This window comes from Mycobacterium sp. 852002-30065_SCH5024008, from assembly GCF_001665645.1.
Lineage (GTDB): Bacteria > Actinomycetota > Actinomycetes > Mycobacteriales > Mycobacteriaceae > Mycobacterium > Mycobacterium paraffinicum.
In genome coordinates this window covers 19,095-37,893 of sequence record NZ_LZSZ01000168.1, presented here as the reverse complement: position 1 = coordinate 37,893, position 18,799 = coordinate 19,095, and the positions used below count along the sequence as shown (strand labels likewise).

19 protein-coding genes are annotated in these 18,799 nt (G+C 68.5%); 14 read left to right on the top strand and 5 right to left on the bottom strand.

Annotation, left to right across the window (positions count from 1 at the left end):
• The first annotated feature begins 176 nt into the window (after positions 1–176).
• Complete coding sequence (locus A5781_RS20335) at positions 177–485, top strand: hypothetical protein (RefSeq protein ID WP_067210752.1); 309 nt, start codon at positions 177–179, stop codon at positions 483–485.
• A 168-nt stretch (positions 486–653) separates the two neighbouring features.
• Here A5781_RS20335 and A5781_RS20330 read toward each other — a convergent pair whose 3' ends face one another.
• A complete protein-coding gene (locus A5781_RS20330; protein WP_067210748.1) occupies positions 654–1,610 on the bottom strand; it encodes an electron transfer flavoprotein subunit alpha/FixB family protein in 957 nt (318 codons plus the stop codon).
• A 39-nt stretch (positions 1,611–1,649) separates the two neighbouring features.
• Positions 1,650–2,441, bottom strand: a complete 792-nt coding sequence (locus A5781_RS20325) for an electron transfer flavoprotein subunit beta/FixA family protein (protein ID WP_067210745.1) — start codon at positions 2,439–2,441, stop codon at positions 1,650–1,652.
• A 229-nt stretch (positions 2,442–2,670) separates the two neighbouring features.
• Between A5781_RS20325 and A5781_RS20320 the strand changes: the two genes are divergently transcribed.
• The 5 genes from A5781_RS20320 to A5781_RS20300 all read left to right on the top strand — a co-directional run bounded on the left by A5781_RS20320 (position 2,671) and on the right by A5781_RS20300 (position 8,735).
• The gene (locus tag A5781_RS20320) at positions 2,671–3,480 is read left to right on the top strand and encodes a bifunctional 2-polyprenyl-6-hydroxyphenol methylase/3-demethylubiquinol 3-O-methyltransferase UbiG (protein WP_067210742.1); all 810 of its coding nucleotides are present in this window, start codon (positions 2,671–2,673) and stop codon (positions 3,478–3,480) included.
• A gap of 26 nt (positions 3,481–3,506) precedes the next feature.
• The gene (locus tag A5781_RS20315; RefSeq protein ID WP_156622507.1) at positions 3,507–5,057 is read left to right on the top strand and encodes a glycoside hydrolase family 57 protein; all 1,551 of its coding nucleotides are present in this window, start codon (positions 3,507–3,509) and stop codon (positions 5,055–5,057) included.
• A gap of 13 nt (positions 5,058–5,070) precedes the next feature.
• A complete protein-coding gene (locus A5781_RS20310; RefSeq protein WP_067210849.1) occupies positions 5,071–6,315 on the top strand; it encodes a glycosyltransferase family 4 protein in 1,245 nt (414 codons plus the stop codon).
• Between the two features lie 8 nt (positions 6,316–6,323).
• Entirely contained in the window at positions 6,324–7,679 is a 1,356-nt protein-coding gene (locus tag A5781_RS20305; RefSeq protein WP_067210735.1) for a TIGR01777 family oxidoreductase, read from the top strand.
• Positions 7,680–7,748: 69 nt separating this feature from the next.
• Positions 7,749–8,735, top strand: a complete 987-nt coding sequence (locus tag A5781_RS20300; RefSeq protein ID WP_067210731.1) for a hypothetical protein — start codon at positions 7,749–7,751, stop codon at positions 8,733–8,735.
• Positions 8,736–8,840: 105 nt separating this feature from the next.
• On the opposite strand, the gene A5781_RS20295 is transcribed toward A5781_RS20300, so the two are convergent.
• From A5781_RS20295 to A5781_RS20285, 3 genes are all read right to left on the bottom strand, one after another.
• Positions 8,841–9,518, bottom strand: a complete 678-nt coding sequence (locus A5781_RS20295) for a phosphodiesterase (RefSeq protein ID WP_067210728.1) — start codon at positions 9,516–9,518, stop codon at positions 8,841–8,843.
• A 91-nt stretch (positions 9,519–9,609) separates the two neighbouring features.
• The gene (locus A5781_RS20290) at positions 9,610–10,335 is read right to left on the bottom strand and encodes a hypothetical protein (protein ID WP_067210724.1); all 726 of its coding nucleotides are present in this window, start codon (positions 10,333–10,335) and stop codon (positions 9,610–9,612) included.
• A 117-nt stretch (positions 10,336–10,452) separates the two neighbouring features.
• Positions 10,453–10,947 carry a MarR family winged helix-turn-helix transcriptional regulator gene (locus A5781_RS20285; protein ID WP_067210721.1) on the bottom strand — a complete coding sequence of 165 codons (495 nt, stop codon included), beginning with the start codon at positions 10,945–10,947 and terminating at the stop codon, positions 10,453–10,455.
• Positions 10,948–11,280: 333 nt separating this feature from the next.
• Between A5781_RS20285 and A5781_RS20280 the strand changes: the two genes are divergently transcribed.
• From A5781_RS20280 to A5781_RS20245, 8 genes are read left to right on the top strand one after another with little or no spacing between them, the layout of a single operon-like run.
• Positions 11,281–12,402 carry a polyprenyl synthetase family protein gene (locus A5781_RS20280; RefSeq protein ID WP_082939455.1) on the top strand — a complete coding sequence of 374 codons (1,122 nt, stop codon included), beginning with the start codon at positions 11,281–11,283 and terminating at the stop codon, positions 12,400–12,402.
• Between the two features lie 27 nt (positions 12,403–12,429).
• The gene (gene crtI / locus A5781_RS20275; RefSeq protein ID WP_067210716.1) at positions 12,430–13,962 is read left to right on the top strand and encodes a phytoene desaturase family protein; all 1,533 of its coding nucleotides are present in this window, start codon (positions 12,430–12,432) and stop codon (positions 13,960–13,962) included.
• Positions 13,959–14,915, top strand: a complete 957-nt coding sequence (locus A5781_RS20270) for a phytoene/squalene synthase family protein (protein WP_067210713.1) — start codon at positions 13,959–13,961, stop codon at positions 14,913–14,915. The genes crtI and A5781_RS20270 overlap by 4 nt, the downstream gene beginning before the upstream one ends.
• Entirely contained in the window at positions 14,912–15,235 is a 324-nt protein-coding gene (locus tag A5781_RS20265) for a lycopene cyclase domain-containing protein (RefSeq protein ID WP_067210710.1), read from the top strand. The genes A5781_RS20270 and A5781_RS20265 overlap by 4 nt, the downstream gene beginning before the upstream one ends.
• Positions 15,232–15,543: a lycopene cyclase domain-containing protein gene (locus tag A5781_RS20260; protein ID WP_067210706.1), complete on the top strand. Its 312-nt coding sequence runs from the start codon at positions 15,232–15,234 to the stop codon at positions 15,541–15,543. Before A5781_RS20265 ends, A5781_RS20260 begins: the two co-directional genes overlap by 4 nt.
• Positions 15,530–16,252, top strand: coding sequence for a class I SAM-dependent methyltransferase (locus A5781_RS20255; protein ID WP_067210703.1), 723 nt, complete (start codon positions 15,530–15,532; stop codon positions 16,250–16,252). The genes A5781_RS20260 and A5781_RS20255 overlap by 14 nt, the downstream gene beginning before the upstream one ends.
• On the top strand, positions 16,249–17,784 hold the full coding sequence (locus A5781_RS20250; protein WP_067210699.1) for an FAD-dependent oxidoreductase: 1,536 nt from the start codon (positions 16,249–16,251) through the stop codon (positions 17,782–17,784). Before A5781_RS20255 ends, A5781_RS20250 begins: the two co-directional genes overlap by 4 nt.
• Positions 17,781–18,791 (top strand): DUF5914 domain-containing protein, encoded by a 1,011-nt coding sequence (locus tag A5781_RS20245; protein ID WP_067210696.1) that lies wholly within the window; start codon positions 17,781–17,783, stop codon positions 18,789–18,791. The genes A5781_RS20250 and A5781_RS20245 overlap by 4 nt, the downstream gene beginning before the upstream one ends.
• Positions 18,792–18,799 lie beyond the last annotated feature (8 nt).

The following is an 18,799-nucleotide window of genomic DNA, read 5'->3' as shown; positions in this document are numbered from 1 at the left end:
GACTGACGCCCGGCGGCCGGAAAGATAGTCGAAGCCCCAGCTGACAAAATGTTTGCTGGGCTGGGCAAGTCACCGTCTGGGGGTGGAGTCTTTTTCGTAGAAAACCCACTCTATCAGTTAAAAGTGCGGGCTGCCCCAATGTTGCTACGCGTTACGAATAGCCGTACCCTGCCGTTATGGCTGCGTGCCGCTTGCAGTGTTGGGAGTGCGGCACGGCCTTCTACGGTCGCGCTGACGCACACTATTGCAGCGGGGCGTGCCGACAGAAATCCCACCGCGCCAGCGCCCGGCGCCGTGCCGCCGAGGAGACGGTGCCCATGCAGGGCATGGCCGACGCCATCGCGCGGGCGCGGGAGGCCCGCGAGTCGGCTCGCGTCGTGTGCGAACGCTCGAGGGCCGCGCGCGAAGCATTGGCAGTCGCCGCGGTGGCCCGGTCGAGCGCTGGCGACGAGCCGGCCCCGCGTCGGCGCTCCACGCCCGAGTGACACCGGCCCGATGTGACGGTGCGCGCAATCGCGTTGGGCGCATCGCCGCAAGGCTGACCGAGCAGCACACTCTGATCGATGGGGCGACGTGGACCGGCGCTGTCGAATTCGAGTTGATACGCGAGAGCCCCCGACACATTGGTGTCGGGGGCTCTTGGGCTAAGCGACTCAGCCCTTGCGTGCCTTGACGGCGTCGGTCAGCTGCGGAGCGACCTTGAACAGGTCGCCCACCACGCCGTAGTCGGCGATCTCGAAGATGGGCGCCTCTTCGTCCTTGTTGACCGCGACGATGGTCTTGGACGTCTGCATGCCCGCGCGGTGCTGGATGGCTCCCGAGATGCCCAGCGCGATGTAGAGCTGCGGCGACACCGTCTTGCCGGTCTGGCCGACCTGGAACTGGCCCGGGTAGTAGCCGGAGTCGACCGCGGCGCGCGACGCACCGACGGCGGCGCCCAGCGAGTCGGCCAGGGCCTCGACAACGCTGAAGTTCTCCGCGCTGCCGACCCCGCGACCACCGGACACCACGATCGTGGCCTCGGTGAGCTCCGGCCGGTCGCCGGCGACAGCCGGCTCGCGGGCCGTGATCTTGGTGGCGTTCTCCGCGGGCGCGGGTACCTCGACGGTCACCTGCTCGCCGGCGCCGGCCTGCGGCTCGGCGTCGATGGCGCCACCGCGCACCGTGATGACCGGGGTGTCGCCGTTGGCCTGCGACTCGACGGTGAACGCCCCACCGAAGATGGAGTGCACCGCCTTGTTGCCTTCCTGGACGCCAACCACGTCGACCAGCAGGCCGGATCCGATCCGGGCGGCGAGGCGGCCCGCGATCTCCTTGCCGTCCGCGTTGGCGGAAAGCAGGACGGCGGCGGGCGCGTTCGACTCGGCCAGCGCGGCCAGCACGTCGACCACCGGCGTAATCAGGTAGTTCTCGGCGTCGTCGGACTCGGCGACGTAGATCTTGGCGGCACCCGCCTCCTTCAACCCGTCCACCAGCGGCGCGGCCGTTCCGGGCTTGCCGACGACGACCGCGACCGGATCGCCCAGCGCGCGGGCGGCGGTGATCAATTCGGAGGTGACTTTCTTCAGTGCGCCTTCGGCGTGCTCAACGAGCACCAAAACTTCAGCCATGGTTTCTTCGCTCTTCTCGTCTGTGGGATGGGTGCTCGTCTAGATGATCTTCTGGCCAACCAGGTACTGGGAGATCTGGTTACCGCCCTCACCCTCGTCGGTGACCTTCTCACCCGCGGTCTTCGGCGGCTTCGGCGTCGACGACAGCACCGTCGACCCGGCGTTCTGAAGCCCGACCTCGTCGCTTTCGACGCCGATCTCGGCGAGGGTCAGCACCGTGACCTCTTTCTTCTTGGCCGCCATGATGCCCTTGAAGGACGGGAAGCGCGGCTCGTTGATCTTCTCGGTCACACTCACCACCGCGGGCAACGACGCCTCGAGCGTGAACACGCCGTCGTCGGTCTCGCGTTCGCCGGTGATCTTGCCGCCCTCGATGGACAGCTTGCGCAGGTGGGTCAGCTGCGGCAGGCCCAGGTACTCGGCGATGATGGCCGGCACGGCGCCGCCGGAGCCGTCGGTCGACTCGTTACCGGCGATGACGAGCTCGGTGCCCTCGATGGTGCCCAGCGCGCGCGCCAGCGCCCATGCGGTTTGCACCACGCAGGAACCGCGCATGCCGTCGTCCTTGAGGTGGACGGCCTTGTCGGCGCCCATCGACAGCGCCTTGCGGATCGCCTCGGTGGCGCGTTCGGGGCCCGCGGTCAGCACGGTCACCGAACCGTCGCCGCCCTCCCGCTCGCGAATCTGCAAGGCCTCTTCGACGGCGCGCTCGTTGATCTCGTCCAGCACCGCGTCGGCAGCCTCGCGGTCCAGCGTGTAATCGCCGTCGTTCAGCTTGCGCTCCGACCAGGTGTCTGGGACCTGCTTGATCAGGACCACGATGTTCGTCATGAGTGTGGTTCGTCCTCCTATTGAAGGAGCCTCGCAGCATTCGACCACGAGACTTTCAGTACGCGTTTAGCAGCGCACGGTCGTGTTACTACTCGGTAACTTTGTGCAGCCTGCATTCACACCATAGCGGGTCGTACTGCACGTTCTTGCGGCGTGTCTGCCCTCGGCGGCCGGGGGCGCCCGGCTCGCGGTTCGCGAATCCGACACTTCGCGTTAGCCTGCCTATGCGATGAGCGCAACCGTCCCCGACGACCCCCGACGCAGCCCCGGTGATCCCCCGCCGTCGGCTGACTCCGTGCTGACGTTGACGGGCGAGCGCACCATCCCGGATCTGGACGTCGAAAACTACTGGTTTCGCCGCCACCAGGTGGTTTACCAGCGGTTGGCCGGGCGCTGCGCGGGCCGCGAGGTGCTCGAGGCGGGCTGCGGCGAGGGGTACGGCGCCGATCTGATCGCCGGCGTCGCTCGTCGGGTGGTGGCCGTGGATTACGACGAGGCCGCGGTGGCACACGTGCGCGCGCGCTACCCGCAGGTGGAGGTGATGCGGGCGAACCTGGCCGAGCTGCCACTGCCCGACGCGTCGGTGGATATTGTGGTCAACTTCCAAGTCATCGAGCACCTGTGGGATCAGGCACAATTCGTGACCGAGTGCGCGCGGGTGCTGCGGCGCGGCGGGTTGCTGATGGTGTCCACCCCCAACCGGATCACCTTCTCCCCCGGCCGCGACACCCCGATCAACCCCTTCCACACCCGCGAACTCAACGCCGGCGAGTTGACCGAGTTGCTGGTCGACGCCGGCTTCCGCGAGGTGTCGGTCAGCGGGGTGTTCCACGGTCCGCGGCTGCGGGAGCTGGACGCCCGCCACGGCGGCTCGATTATCGAGGCGCAGATCGAGCTCGCGATGGCCGGCGCACCCTGGCCGGCCGAGCTGGCCGCCGACGTCGCCGCAGTGACGTGTGACGACTTCGAGATACTGGAAAGCGGCCGCCGTGACATCGACGACAGCCTGGATCTGATCGCAATCGCGGTAGCGCCGTGAGTAATTCGCATGAGCGGGTGCCCGGCATGTTCACCCTGGTCCTGCACACCCACCTGCCGTGGCTGGCACATCATGGGCGGTGGCCGGTCGGCGAGGAGTGGCTCTACCAATCCTGGGCGGCGGCCTATCTACCGCTGATGCGGGTGCTGACCACGCTGGCCGACGAGGACCGCCAGCGGCTGGTCACGCTCGGCGTCACTCCGGTGGTCAACGCGCAGCTCGACGACCCGTACTGCCTCGATGGCATGCATCACTGGCTGGCCAACTGGCGGCTGCGGGCGGCCGAGGCCGCCAGCGTGCGGTCCGCTCCCCGCTCAAAATCCGCCGGCTTCGCGTCATGCACACCGGAAGCGTTGCGCGACTTGGGCATTCGCGAATGTGCCGAGGCGGATCGGGCGCTGGACGAATTTGCCACCCACTGGCGGCACGGCGGCAGTCCGCTGTTGCGGGGCCTGATCGACGCCGGCACCGTGGAGTTGCTCGGCGGCCCGCTGGCTCACCCGTTCCAACCGCTGCTCGCGCCGCGGCTACGCGAGTTCGCCCTGCGCGAGGGGCTGGCCGATCCTCAGCAGCGGATGGCGCATCGCCCGACCGGAATCTGGGCGCCCGAATGTGCCTACGCGCCCGGCTTGGAGCACGACTACGCCGCCGCGGGTGTCACTCACTTCATGGTCGACGGCCCGTCGCTGCACGGCGATACCGCGCTGGGCCGGCCGGTCGGCGACACCGACGTGGTCGCGTTCGGGCGCGACCTGCAGGTCAGCTATCGGGTGTGGTCACCGAAATCGGGCTACCCGGGGCACGCCGCCTACCGCGACTTCCACACCTACGACCACCTCACCGGGCTCAAGCCGGCGCGGGTGACCGGCCGTAACGTGCCGTCGGAGGCCAAGGCGCCCTACGATCCCGAGCGCGCCGACCACGCGGTCGACAGCCATGTCGCCGACTTCGTCGACGTGGTCCGCAACCGGCTGACGAGCGAATCCGAGCGGATCGGGCGGCCCGCCCACGTGGTCGCCGCATTCGACACCGAACTGTTCGGCCACTGGTGGTACGAGGGCCCCACGTGGCTGCAGCGGGTGCTGCGCGAGCTGCCCGCCGCCGGTGTGCGGGTGGGAACGTTGAACGACGCCATCGCGGACGGATTCGTCGGGCGCGCAGTGCAATTGCCACCCAGTTCGTGGGGTTCGGGCAAGGACTGGCAGGTGTGGGCCGGCGACAAGGTGGCCGATCTCGTCCAGCTCAACAACGAAGTGGTCGACATGGCGCTCAGCACCGTGGACAAGGCGCTGTCGCAGCGGGCGTCGCTGGACGGGCCGCTCCCCCGCGACCACGTCGCCGACCAGATCCTGCGCGAGACCCTGCTCACCGTCTCCAGCGACTGGCCGTTCATGGTGAGTAAGGACTCGGCCGCCGACTACGCGCGGTACCGCGCCCACCTGCACGCCCACGCCACCCGCGAGATCGCGGGCGCGCTGGCGTCCGGCCGGCGCGACGCCGCCGGGCGGCTGGCCGACGGATGGAACCGCGCCGATGGACTTTTCGGCGCACTGGACGCGCGCAGGCTGCCCCGATGAGTGGGGCGACACCGTGAAAATCCTGATGGTGTCGTGGGAGTACCCGCCGGTGGTGATCGGCGGGCTCGGCCGGCACGTGCATCACCTGTCGACCGCGCTGGCCGCCGCCGGCCACGAGGTCGTCGTGCTGTCCCGCCAACCCACGGGCACCGACCCCAGCACGCACCCGTCGTCCGACGAGGTGGTCGACGGTGTCCGGGTGATCGCGGCCGCCCAGGACCCGCACGAATTCTCGTTCGGCGCCGACATGATGGCGTGGACGCTGGCGATGGGCCATTCCATGATCCGCGCCGGGCTGTCGCTGAAGAAGCGGGGCACCACCCGGTCGTGGCGTCCGGACGTCGTGCACGCGCACGATTGGCTGGTGGCCCATCCCGCGATCACACTCGCCCAGTTCTACGACGTGCCAATGGTTTCCACCATTCACGCCACCGAGGCCGGACGGCATTCCGGCTGGATCTCCGGTGCCATCAGTCGTCAGGTGCACGCCCTGGAGTCGTGGTTGGTTCGCGAATCCGATTCGCTGATCACGTGTTCGGCGTCAATGGGCGACGAGATCACCGAACTGTTCGGTCCGGGCCTGGCCGCAATCACGGTCATCCGCAACGGTATCGACGCCGCGCGCTGGCCGTTCGCCGAGCGGCGGGCGCGCACCGGTCCCGCCGAACTGCTCTACCTCGGGCGGCTGGAGTACGAGAAGGGCGTGCACGACGTCATATCCGCCCTGCCGCGGATCAGGCGCACCCATCCCGGGACCACATTGACCATCGCCGGCGAGGGCACCCAGCAGGAGTGGCTCGTCGAGCAGGCCCGAAAGCACCGCGTGCTCAAGGCAACTCGGTTCGCCGGGCACCTCGACCACGCCAAGCTGCTCGCGGTGCTGCATCGGGCCGACGTCGCGGTGCTGCCCAGCCACTACGAGCCGTTCGGGATCGTCGCCCTGGAGGCCGCCGCGGCGGGCACTCCGCTCGTGACGTCGAACATCGGCGGCCTGGGCGAGGCGGTGATCAACGGCCGGACCGGGGTGTCGTGTGCGCCCCGCGACATCACCGGGCTGGCCTCGGCCGTGCGGATCGTGCTCGACGATCCGGCTGCCGCTCAGCGCCGCGCCCGCGCCGCCCGCGAGCGACTCACCTCGGACTTCGACTGGAAAACCGTGGCCCGCGAGACCGCGCAGGTGTATCTGGCGGCCAAGCGCGCCGAACGGCAGCCGCGGGCGCGCATGCCCATCATCGAGAATCCCCTGCCGAACCGCTAACCTGCAGTATGGGGTTGGAATATTCGAGCGTGGTCGACGCGCCGATCGCCGACGTCTTCGCCTGGCATGCCCGCCCCGGCGCGTTCGCCCGGCTCTCGCCGCCGTGGCAGCCGATGCGACTGGTCACCGAGGCCTCGTCACTGAAGGACGGTCGGGCGACGCTGGCGCTACCGGGCGGCCTGCGCTGGGTCGCCGTGCACCAGGCGGGGGGCTACGACCCGCCGCGGCGCTTCGTCGACGCGATCGGTGGCGACGGCTTGGCCGCGCTGCCGGCACGAATGGCGGTGCGCTGGCGGCACACCCACGACTTCGAAGACGTCGGCGACGGCCGCACCAGGGTCATCGACAGGGTCGACACGCCGGTGCCCGGGTCATTGCTGCGCCCCATGTTCGTCTACCGGCACCGTCAGCTGGCCGACGATCTGGCCGCGCACCGGCTGGCCGCAGAGAATGGGCTGGCACCGGCGACGTTCGCGATCACCGGTGCGTCGGGGTTGGTGGGTTCGGCGTTGACGGCGTTTCTGAGCACCGGCGGCCATCGCGTCGTCCGGTTGGTTCGCCACGCCCCGCGGACCGACGACGAGCGGGAGTGGAATCCCGACGAGCCCGACCCGGGACTGTTCGATCAGGTGGACGCGGTCATCCATCTGGCGGGCGCCTCGATCGCCGGCCGGTTCACCGAGAAGCATCGACAGGCCATCCGCGACAGCAGGATTGGCCCGACTCGCCGGCTGGCTGAAGCTGTGGGCCGCGGCCCACAGCGGCCGGCCGTGTTCATCTCGGCTTCGGCGATCGGGTTCTACGGATATGACCGCGGTGATGACATTTTGACCGAGGACAGCGACCGCGGCGAGGGCTTCCTCGCCGATCTCGTGGCGGATTGGGAGGCGGCGACCGCACCTGCGGCACAGGCCGGGGTGCGGGTGGTGCAGGTGCGCACCGGCATCGTGCAATCCCCACGCGGCGGCACGTTGAAGCTGATGCGTCCGTTGTTCAGTGCCGGCCTGGGTGGCCGGCTCGGCGACGGCAGGCAATGGCTCTCGTGGATCGGCATCGACGACCTGGTCGACATCTACCACCGCGCCCTATGGGACGAAGCCCTGGCGGGTCCCGTGAACGCCGTTGCCCCTCAACCGGTTCGCAACAGCGAATACACCGCCACCCTGGCTCACGTCGTGCACCGGCCCGCGGTGTTGCCGGTGCCGGCGCTGGGGCCTCGGCTGCTGCTCGGCGAGCAGGGCGCCCGCGAGCTCGCGTGCGCCAATCAGCGAGTGACCCCGCAAAAGCTGACTGCCGCCGGGCACCGGTTTCGCCAGCCAGACCTCGACCAGGCCCTGCGTCACCTGCTCGGGCGCACCGGCTGAGGAAGAAGACCTACCGCACTTGGGGCCTGATCAAGCCCAATCCGCGCGACTAAATGGTTCAATTTCTTAATGATCTCCGGTTCGCTGATCCGGCGCGCCCGTCGCACCAGCGCGGCCGCAATGTGCATCACCGCGGTGGCCGCCGCGATGCTTGCCCCGCGCCAGGCCCGCGCCGAATCCACGGAAGCGGACAGCACGACCGACGTCGCATGCGCAACCGAGACCCGGGCGGTTCCGACGACATGGTATTTCCCGAGCACGCCGCCGCTGGGATTGGTCTGGCTGCAGCACGGCTTCGTCGAGGGCGCGAAGGTCTGGTCCGCCTTCGCCGCCGAGGTTGCCGCCAGCGGCTACCTCGTGATGGCCACCAAGCTGTCCACCATCAACCTCTCCGGCTGCACCGTGGAGCACCTCATCGACAACACGGGCTTCCTGAACAACATCGCCGATGTCCTTGCCCACAAAGACGATCCGAATGGCGCGTTGGCGTCGTCCTTCGCGATGGCGGCCGCCAAGGCCGGCCGATCTGTCACGCCGCTACCCGAGAAGTTGGTATTCGTGGGGCATTCGGCGGGGGCCGAGGCCGTCGAATATGTCGCCGAGCGCCTGCACACGGCTTACCCGGACACCTTCGCCCAGATGCGCGGCATCGTCAGCGAAGACGGCGTGAAGTCGTTCCTCGGTTCCAATACCGACCAAGCGCTGGCAGGTCTGGCAGGCACCACGCTGCCTATCTACGCCACGGCGTCGCCCCATCTGCTGTGCAACTTCTTCCAACTCGGTACGAAGGCGATCGAACGGTTCCTGTCGGACCGGACATTTCATGGGGTGAAGATCGTCACCGGCGCGCACGGCGACGCGCTCGGCCCGTCGTCGCCGGCTTACGAAAACCTGGTGTGTGGCCGTCCGAAGCCGGGCAATGTCGCGGCGGTATGGGGCCTAACGCGAGGCTGGATCGCCGATATGTTCGCGGGCACACTGACGCCCGATTTCTACCCGGGCGGAGGCTATTACACCGAACTCTTGACGGACGGCACCATCAGCACGCTGCCGTGACGGGTCAGGGCACCGGTCGGGCCGTAACCGCCCCGCGGATGCCTCACGGGCGACCGCGTCGACGAACGACCTCGAATCCAGGACCTCGCTCTGCGTGCCGGCTCCCTAGTTCGCGTCTCGGCCGTGACGGCTCCGCCGATAAGCCCGGGCCCGCAGATCGGCGAGCCACCGCGGGTGCAGGCTCACGCCGGGTGGAGTGTTGATGACGGGGTCGAACGATACGTCCCCCGCCCGTTCGGGGTCGATGACGCCGGTCAGCGTGAGCCGGCCCAGCGGTGTGAAATCGCCTGTGCCGCAAGCCTGATCGACTGACACCTCGATTTTGTCATGGTCGAGCCGCTTGCGGACGCTGTCCAACGACAGGCCGGGGCCGTCGATCTCGCTCACGATCCGGGCCCTGAGCCACCAGTTGTCTCCCTGATAGTGCAGCGGCATCAGGGTGGTCAGAGTCTGACCGCTCCAGGAGATGGCCGGCCGCAGTGCCAGCGCCCGGGAAAGCACCCCTGAGCCCGAGGAAACGACCAGGATGTCCCACGGCCCGGGAGCCTGCGGCGGCGTTGACCGGAAGGCCAGGCCGATGAAGTCCGGCAAGGCGCCCGGGGTGCCCCCGGCCTTGGACACCCGCGCGACAATCTCGGACGACGAAATGGGCAGCCCCTGGCCGGAGGGCGCGAGACGTTCGAAGAAGCCTTCCGCCAGCACCCCGATGGGATGGAACAACCGTTTTCCCCGGATAGCGGAGCCCCACTGGAAGGGCGCCGCGACAAGATCGGAAACGTTCACCGGCGGCGGGTTCCCGTTTCCCGGCGAAGAAAACGCGGCGAGTTTCCGCTCGGGGCGTTGCCTCTGGCCGAGCCTCAATGTTCCAGGGCGCTCACGCGGCCAGCCGACGCCCGATCATCCGCGCTTCACCGGGCGGTTGTTGCTGCTGATTCTGTGAGCGGCCGTCGATGTAGACCTGCTGCATGACCGCCTGCCACGACTCCATCTCGGGCACCGATCCCCATATTCCCTCGAACAACCCGACGATCACCGCCGAGTTGTTGTCCGTCAGCGCATAAACGGGACCGCCGAAGTCGCGGCTGTCCACGGCGACGTCGGCAATGATGAAGCGGCCACCGCTGACGGAGCTGATCGATCCGCACCACTGGCCGACCGCTCGGCGGAACTGGCACACCGGCAGCCCGGGTTGCGCGCGCAGGCCGGGCGATGACGTCAGTTGCCGGCCGGTCGGCAGCACGTCCGAGGCCGTCACGGACGCGCCAAGCGCAATGACTTCGTATTCGACGGGCAGCATCGCGCCGTTCGCCGCCGTGTCGTCGGCGGCCTGGCGGCGCGCGAGCACCACCGTTCCCACCGGGTTTCCGTCCCGGTCGGTGACCTCCGACGCTCCGCTCTCGCATTGGCCGCTGGTCACCGCGACCCGCAGTCGGGGCTCCACCAGACCGACCATGCAAACTGTGCCGCCTTGCCGAATCTCCATACCGGGAAACACCGTGACGGCTTGATCGGCGCTCGCCGGGCTGGGGGATCCGACGACCATCACCGCGAACGCGAACGCGATCGCCAGGCGACCGCACCGGCAGCTGACCGCTTCCATTGGGCCACACCACCCTTCACGTAAGTCCGAGCGATTTTGCCGGACACGCTAATGAGCCGTGGATACCCGCCGGCAATGCCGTCAAACCGGCAAAAAGCCAGCTCGGAGGTCCCCCGATCAAGGCCGGGGCCCGCTTGCCTCGGCCTGGAATCGCTGCATCGCGTGGATCATCGCGCCGAGCACCCGATGGGCGGCCATCAAGTCCGCATCGGGCAGCTCCTCCAGGGCGACACGGGTGAGGGCGCCCAGCGGACTGAAGAAGGACCGGGCGGTGGCCAGGCCGGTTTCGCCATGACGCAGGACGACCTTACGACGATCGTCTGGGTGTGAATCGCGACGGATGTGTCCCGAATCGATCAACCGATCGACGAGGTAGGTGATGGCCGAACCGGACAGTCCCATCCGCTGGCTGAGATCACCCGAGGTCATCGGGCGCCCGGCGCCTTCTGCCACCATGACATACATCAATGCACGGAAGTCGTTGGGCCGCAGATGATGTGACATCGCGAACTGCCGACCGATCTGGTCGGATTCGGCTGATATCTCTCGCAGATCGGCAGAGATCAGCGACTCCAGCGCATCGCGGCTCCCGCGCTGCCCGTCAGCTTCCATAACACTGTGAGCATATCCCTGAACCGCCATACAGTTCAGTTCGTTAATGGTTAATTGACTGAAATGATCCTCGGTGACGACCTCGCCGGGAGCGCGAAGGGTTCACGACGATGCCGCTCCCGACTGGCGGACCGAGAAGAGTTTCAGTAAATTAATGTTTAAGTTATTGAAGGTGATGGGTAGGATCGTCCGAGGTTGAGAAGGGTCGATCGGAGCGGCTGCAGGGTTGACGTAAGGCCGGTTTAACGCTCCGAGCAGCGGTGCTGACCGCGTGTGTTTGAGCCGATCTAGCCTGGGAATGCCAAGCCGTCCAGGAGGGAGCGCGTGGCCAAGATGGGTGCTTTGTCGTTGACACCCGCCACCGAGTCGCCGCTCATCGCGGCGGAACGGCCAGATATCCAGGACTTCGACGAATGGCGCTCGCACGTGCGGCACGTAGTTCTCGCCCACCTCGCCGACTTCGTCGCGCCACGGCGTCGCGAGCTCGACGACACGCGCGTCGATGCTGCGAGCGACATCCTGACGGCGTTCATCTCTGGCGGCAAATGCGTGCGATCGACGTTCGCGTACCTCGGATGGCTGTGCGGTGGCGCGCCCGGCGAATCCGCGTTGCGGGCGGCCGCCAGTTTCGAGTTGCTGCACGTGTTTGCGCTGCTGCAGGACGATGTCATGGACGGTTCGCCCGAACGGCGGGGGCGCCCCTCGGCACACCTTCAATTCGCCCAATGGCACCGCGAGCGCGGGTTATCCGGCTCGGCGCGGCGCTTCGGTGAATCGGCCGCCATCCTGCTGGGTGACCTCTGCCTGATCTGGTCCGAGCAGATGCTGCGCGAGAGCGGCGTCGAACCCGGGCGCCTGCAGCGGGCGTGGCCCCACTACGACACGATGCGCACCGAGCTGGCGATGGGTCAGTTCGGCGACCTGACGAGCGACGTCCGGCACATGCCTACGCTGGACGCCGTGCTCGACGTGGCGCGGCGCAAGTCGGGTAACTACACCGTGCGGCGACCGCTGGAAATCGGCGCGGCGATGTCCGATTGCGACGATCGAACAATGACACGGCTGGGCCGGTACGGCGCCGACGTCGGGGAAGCGTTCCAGCTTCGCGACGACGTCCTCGGCATCTTCGGCTCGCCGGCGACCACGGGAAAGCCGTGTGCCGGAGACCTGCTGGAACGCAAGGCAACTAGCGTCGTGGTGACCGCACACCAGCTGGCCGATCCGACCACCCGCGCCGAAATGAACGAACTGATGAACGGCCACGTCCTCGACGACGATGCGCTCGACCGGTGGAAGGCGCTGATCGTCAAGACCGGGGCCGTCGCGATGATCGAGGAGATGATCAACGACCGGGTCGCGTCGGCGCGCGAACACCTCGGCGACGCACCGATCGAGGAGCCCGTCCGTGCCGGGCTGGACGAAATGGCGGCCGCGTGTACGGATCGCGCCGTATGAGTGCCACAAGTTTGGGAGCATGCTGATATGCGGACTGTCGGAGGACGCAGCGAGCACGTGGTGGTGATCGGCGCCGGCCTGGCGGGCCTGTCCGCCGCGTTGCACCTGGCCGGACGGGGGCGGGCGGTCACGGTAGTTGAGCGCGAGCCGTGGCCGGGCGGCCGTGCCGGCCGGCTCGACATCGACGGCTACCGCATCGACACCGGGCCGACGGTGCTCACGATGCCGGACATCGTCGATGAGACTTTGGCGGCCGTGGGCCGCAGCCGGTCGGGCCGGCTGGAGCTGCTGCCGCTTGATCCGGCCTACCGGGCGGTGTTCGCCGACGGCAGCGCACTTGACGTGCACACCGATCCGGACCGGATGGCAACCGCCATCGAAGAGTTCGCTGGCTTCGGGCAGGCAGCGGGCTACCGGAGGCTGCGCGAGTGGCTGAAGCGGTTGTACCGGATCGAATTCGACGGGTTCATCGCCGCGAATTTCGATTCCCCGCTGTCGTTGCTCACGCCGCAGTTGGCGCGGCTGGCCGCGATCGGCGGGTTCCGCAAATGGGATCGCGTGGTCAGGCGCCACATCAGCGATCCCCGGCTGCAGCGGGTCTTCACGTTTCAATCGCTGTACGCCGGCGTGGCGCCGCGCAACGCTCTGGCCGTCTACGCGGTCATCGCCTACATGGACACCGTCGCGGGCGTGTTCTTTCCGCGTGGCGGTGTTCGCGCGCTCCCCGACGCCCTGGCCTCGGCGGCCGCCGAGGCCGGGGTCCAGTTCCGTTACAACGCGACGGTGACCGGGCTCGACCGCGTCGGAGGGCGGGTCAGCACCGTCCGAACGGATCGCTTGGACCCCATCGCCTGCGACGCGGTGGTGCTGACCACCGAACTGCCGAAGACCTACGAATTGTTGGGCCGCACACCGCGTCGCCCCGTGCGGCTGCGGCACGCGCCGTCGGCGGTCGTGGCTCACCTGGGCTGCCGCCGCGTCGCGTCGGACACGGCGCATCACACCATCCTGTTCGGTGAGTCCTGGGATCAGACGTTCACCGACATCATCCGCGACGGACGGCTGATGCAAGACCCGTCGCTCCTGGTCACCCGCCCCACCGCGACCGATCCGACGCTGGCCCCCGACGGGCGCGATCTGCTGTACGTGCTCGCCCCGGCGCCGAACCTGGATCGCGGGAACATCGACTGGGGCAGCGTCGGCGATCTCTATGTCCACGACCTCATCGGCGATGTGGCGGCGCGGTTGTTGCCCGGGTTGCCCGACGATGCAACGGTATTGGACGTGGTCACACCCGCCGACTGGGCGCGGCAGGGCATGGCCGCGGGCAGCCCCTTCGCGCTGGCCCACACCTTCGGGCAGACCGGTCCGTTCCGGCCGGCCAACATGGTGCGCGGCGTCGAGAACGCGGTGCTCGCCGGGTCGTCGACCGTGCCCGGTGTCGGTGTGCCCACCACACTGATCTCGGGCCGGCTCGCCGCCGACCGCATCACCGGCCCGAATGCCGGGCGAGCCGACCGGATGGCGACACACCACGACATGGGAGCCGGGCTGACATGATCCGCAGCGAATTGGACGCGGCCGGAATCGATGATCCGCGCCTGCGTGCAGGGTATCGGCGCTGCCGCGAACTCAACGCCGCGCACGGGCGCACCTTCTTCTTGGCCACCCGGCTGCTGGCGCCCGACCAACGGCCGGCGGTGCACGCCCTTTACGGTTTCGCGCGCTACGCCGACGACATCCTCGACGACCTGGATCCCCAGCTGCGCACCGACATCCGCGCCCAACGACTCCAGCAACTGGCCGACCAGTTCTTTGCGGGCGGAGACCACCTGGACAATCCCGTGCTCGCCGCGGTGACCCACACCGCGCGCCGGTACCGGATCGGCACCGAGTTGTTCGACGATTTCCTGGCGTCGATGCGGATGGATCTCACGGTCACCGACTATCCGGACCGTAAGGCGCTCAACCTCTACATGCGCGGTTCCGCCGAAGCCATTGGGCTGCAAGTACTTCCCGTACTGGGGACGGTGGTGCCGGTCGAGGAGGCCGCGCCCTATGCCGCCGCGCTGGGCAGGGCATTCCAGCTCACCAACTTCCTGCGCGACATCGACGAAGACCTGCTGCGGCAGCGGGTCTACCTGCCGGCCGACGAACTCACCGCCCATGGCGTCGACCGCGAGCTGTTGACCTGGTGTCACGAACACCGCCGCACCGATCCGCGGGTCAAGGAGGCGCTGGCGGCTCAACACGAGATCACCCGGGAGACTTACCGTTTCGCCGCTCCCGGCATCGCGATGCTCAGCCCCCGTTCGCAACCGTGCGTCGCGGCCGCGGCAGCGCTGTACTCGGAAATCCTGGACCGCATCGAAGAAAGCGACTTCGCGGTCTTCAATCACCGGGCGACGGTCGGCAGGGCTCGACGACTGCGGGTCGCCGGCATCGGGCTGATACGGTCGTGGCGGGCGCGCAATGGTTCGCCCGGTGTTTCGGATCGCCCGGGGGCCGCATGACCGATCGCTGGCAATATCTGTTGGTCCTGGCCGCATGCCTGGCGATCACCGCGCCCCTGGAGATGTTCGGTCCCGGCGTCTACCGGCAATGGCGGCGGCTCGTGAAGGCGGTCTGGCCCGTGGCCGCGGTATTCCTGCTCTGGGACGAGATCGCCATCGCCGCGCACGTGTGGGCGTACAACCGCGCCTACATCACCGGCCTCAGCATCCCGTTCCATGTGCCGATCGAAGAGGTGCTGTTCTTCATCGTCATCCCGATATGCGCGCTGCTCACCTACAACGCCGTCAGCACCATTCTGGAAAGGGTCAACCGCCGATGACGGGAGTGGGCTACACCGTTCCGGCCGTGGCGGCCGTATTGGCCGTGATCGCACTGGAATTGGCGGTGCTGCGCACGGGGCTCTTCCGGCGGCCGGCCTACTGGCTGTCGATGCTGATCATTCTCGGCTTCCAGGTCCCGGTCGACGGCTGGCTGACCAAGCTCAGCTCCCCCATCGTCAGCTACGACGCTCGACACATCACCGGCCTGCGTTTCCCGTTCGACATCCCGGTCGAGGATTTCTTGTTCGGCTTCGCGCTGGCCACCGCCGTGCTGCTGGGATGGGAACGCCAACGTGCGCGTCGATGAGGCGGGTCCCACCCCCGACCAGTTGTCGGCCGCCTTCGATGCGGGAGCGACGGCCTACGACCGGCTGGTCGGCGCCAGCCCCGGTTACCACGACCAACTGCTGCTCTCCGCCCGCCGCATGCGAATCCGCGACCGCGGCAAGGGCTTACGGCTGCTCGACGTCGGGTGCGGCACCGGCGCCTCGACGGCCGCGCTGCTCGCCGTGGCACCCGAGGCCGATATCGTCGCCGTCGACGCTTCGCGGGGCATGCTCGACGCGGCGGAAGCGAAGGACTGGCCCCCGTCGGTGCGATTCGTGCACACCCCCGTCGAGCAGCTGGCAGAGCACGGCATCACCGGACCGTTCGACGGCATCCTGGCCGCCTACCTGATTCGCAACCTCGCCGACCGGGACGGCCAATTGCGCAAACTCCGGATGCTGCTGCGACCCGGCGCCACCCTGGCGGTGCACGAATACTCGGTGCGCGACTCCGCGACCGCCACCCGAATCTGGCACGCCGTGTGCTGGGGCATCATCATTCCCACCGGGTGGTGGCGCACCCGGGACACGGCGCTGTACCGCTACCTGTGGCGCAGCGTGCTGGAGTTCGACGGCGCAGCACGATTCCGTGCCCGCCTCGCCGATGCGGGCTTCACCGCGGTGCACAGCGAAACGATGCCCGGCTGGGAGGCCAACATCGTGCACACCTTCCTGGCGGATGCGCCATGACGGCCATCGGAACCGATCGACGGCGCGAAACACTACCCGCGACAACCGGATTGCCGGATGCGAGTGCGCTGGAGTCACAACCCCGGGTGGTCGTCGTGGGCGGCGGCATCGCGGGCCTGACCGCCGCCACCGGACTGGCCGAACGCGGCGTCGCCGTCGAGGTGATCGAGCGCGAACCCTACCTCGGCGGCCGGGTGGGCGGCTGGACGGACCAGCACGAGGGGACCGGCCTCGCGATGAATCGCGGCTTCCACGCGTTCTTCCGGCAGTATTACAACCTGCGGTCCCTGCTTGGGCGCATCGATCCGCAGTTGCGGATGCTCACGCCCGTCGCCGACTATCCGCTGATCGACGGGGCGGGCCGGCGCGACACCTTCCGGGGGCTGCCGCGGACCCCGCCGTGGAACGCGGTGGCCTTCGCGGCGCGCAGCCCGACCTTCCGGCTCCGCGACTTCCTGCAGATCGACGCTCGTGCGGCCGCGCCCCTGGCGGCGGTCTCGGTGCCGGGAATCTATGAGCGCCTCGACCACTTCGACGCCGCGACGTTCCTGAAGAGCATCCGATTCCCCGAGGCGGCAAGGCATCTGGCGTTCGAGGTGTTCTCTCGCAGCTTCTTCGCCGACCCCTCGAAGCTTTCCGCGGCCGAGTTGGCGACCATGTTCCACATCTACTTCCTCGGGTCGTCCGAGGGCCTGATCTTCGACGTCCCCACGTCGAACTACGACAGCGCGCTCTGGGAGCCGCTGCGGCGCTACCTCGAGGCGCGGGGCGTGCGCTTCCGGCTCGGCACTGGCGCCTCGCACATCGACACGGGGCCGTCGAAACCGTTCCGGGTGCAGACCGATTCGGGCGACCAGGTGGAGGCGGATGGCGTGGTGCTCGCCACCGACGTGGCCGGTCTGCAGCGCATCGTCGCGGCATCGACCGGCCTGGCCACCGACGACTGGCGCGCACAGATCGCACAGCTGCGCACCGCACCGCCATTCGCCGTGTATCGGTTGTGGCTCGATCGGTCCGTCGCCGCCCGACGGCCGGCGTTCCTGGGCACGGCCGGCCACGAACCACTGGACAACATCAGCGTGTTGGAGCGCTACGAACTTCAGGCCGCGGAATGGTCACGCGCTCGCCATGGGTCCGTCGTCGAATTGCATTCCTACGCCCTCGACGCCGCGCCGTCGCGCGCCGCCATGCTGCGCCAGCTGCACAAGATCTATCCGGAAACCGCGGCGGCGCAAATCGTTTGCGAGCGGCTGCTGCAACGCAACGATTGCCCGCTGTTTTCGCCCGGATCCTATGCGCACCGCCCCCCGGTGGTCACGCCGCAGCCCGGTCTGCTGTTGGCCGGCGACGCCGTCCGCATCGATTTGCCCGTCGCACTCATGGAGCGGGCCGCGACCACGGGATGGTGCGCGGCGAACCATTTGCTGGGAAGATGGGGGCTGGCCGGTCACCCGTTGGTCACGGTGCCCACCCGTGGCCGGTCACCCCTGTTGCGATGGCTCGCCAGCCGCGAAGGACCTGCCCAACGATGAATATTCGTGAACAGCTGCAACACCTGTTGCCGGCCACTCGAGCCAAAGACTGGCCGTTGCAGGTGATTCCGCGTACGCCGTGGGCCGAGCAGCCCCCGACCTATCGGGACGCACAACCGGCCATCATCGACGCCGCGCTGGAACGCGCCCTGAAAAGGCCCACCGGGAACTGGTTCGCGTTCGCAGGCAGCGCCGACGTGCGTCCGGGGCGGCCGTTCGGCGCCCGGGTCGCCGGAGTCGACGTCGTCGCCTGGCGCGACGAGGCACACCGGCTTTGCGTCGGGCCCCGCAGTTGCCCGCACCTGGGGGCCGACCTGGCCACCGGGACCGTGCACGGCGGGACACTGATCTGCCGATGGCACGGGCTGGCCCTGGACGGCCGCTCGGGTGAATTCGGCTGGAGCCCCTTGCCCAGCCACGACGACGGCATCCTGGTGTGGGTGCGGCTCGACGGCGTGGGTGGGGAGACCCCGTTGGAGGAGCCGGTGATCCCGGCCCGGCCGGCCGGTGACACCATGGCCGCCGTCGCCCGCATGGTGGGCGTGTGCGAGCCCGCCGACATCATCGCCAATCGGCTTGACCCCTGGCACGGCACATGGTTCCACCCGTACTCGTTCGCCCGGCTCGAAGTGCTCACCACGCCAACCGAACACATCGATCGCTTCTTGGTGGCGGTGACCTTCCGGATGGGCCGCCTGGGCGTTCCCGTTGTCGCGGAGTTCAGCTGCCCCGAGGCACGCACCATCGTCATGCGCATCGTGGACGGCGAGGGAACCGGCAGCACCGTGGAAACCCACGCCACACCGGTCGGTTCAGGCCCCGACGGGCGGCCACGCACCGCCGTGCTGGAAGCCACCATCGCGCATTCGGACCGTCCCGGGTTCAAGCGGGCGTCTCGGGCGGCGCCGCTGATCACACCGCTCATGCGCTTCGCGGCCGGCAGGCTCTGGCGCGACGATCTGGCCTACGCCGAGCGCCGCTACCAGGTGCGTGCCGGCGTCGGCTGACGGCTTGG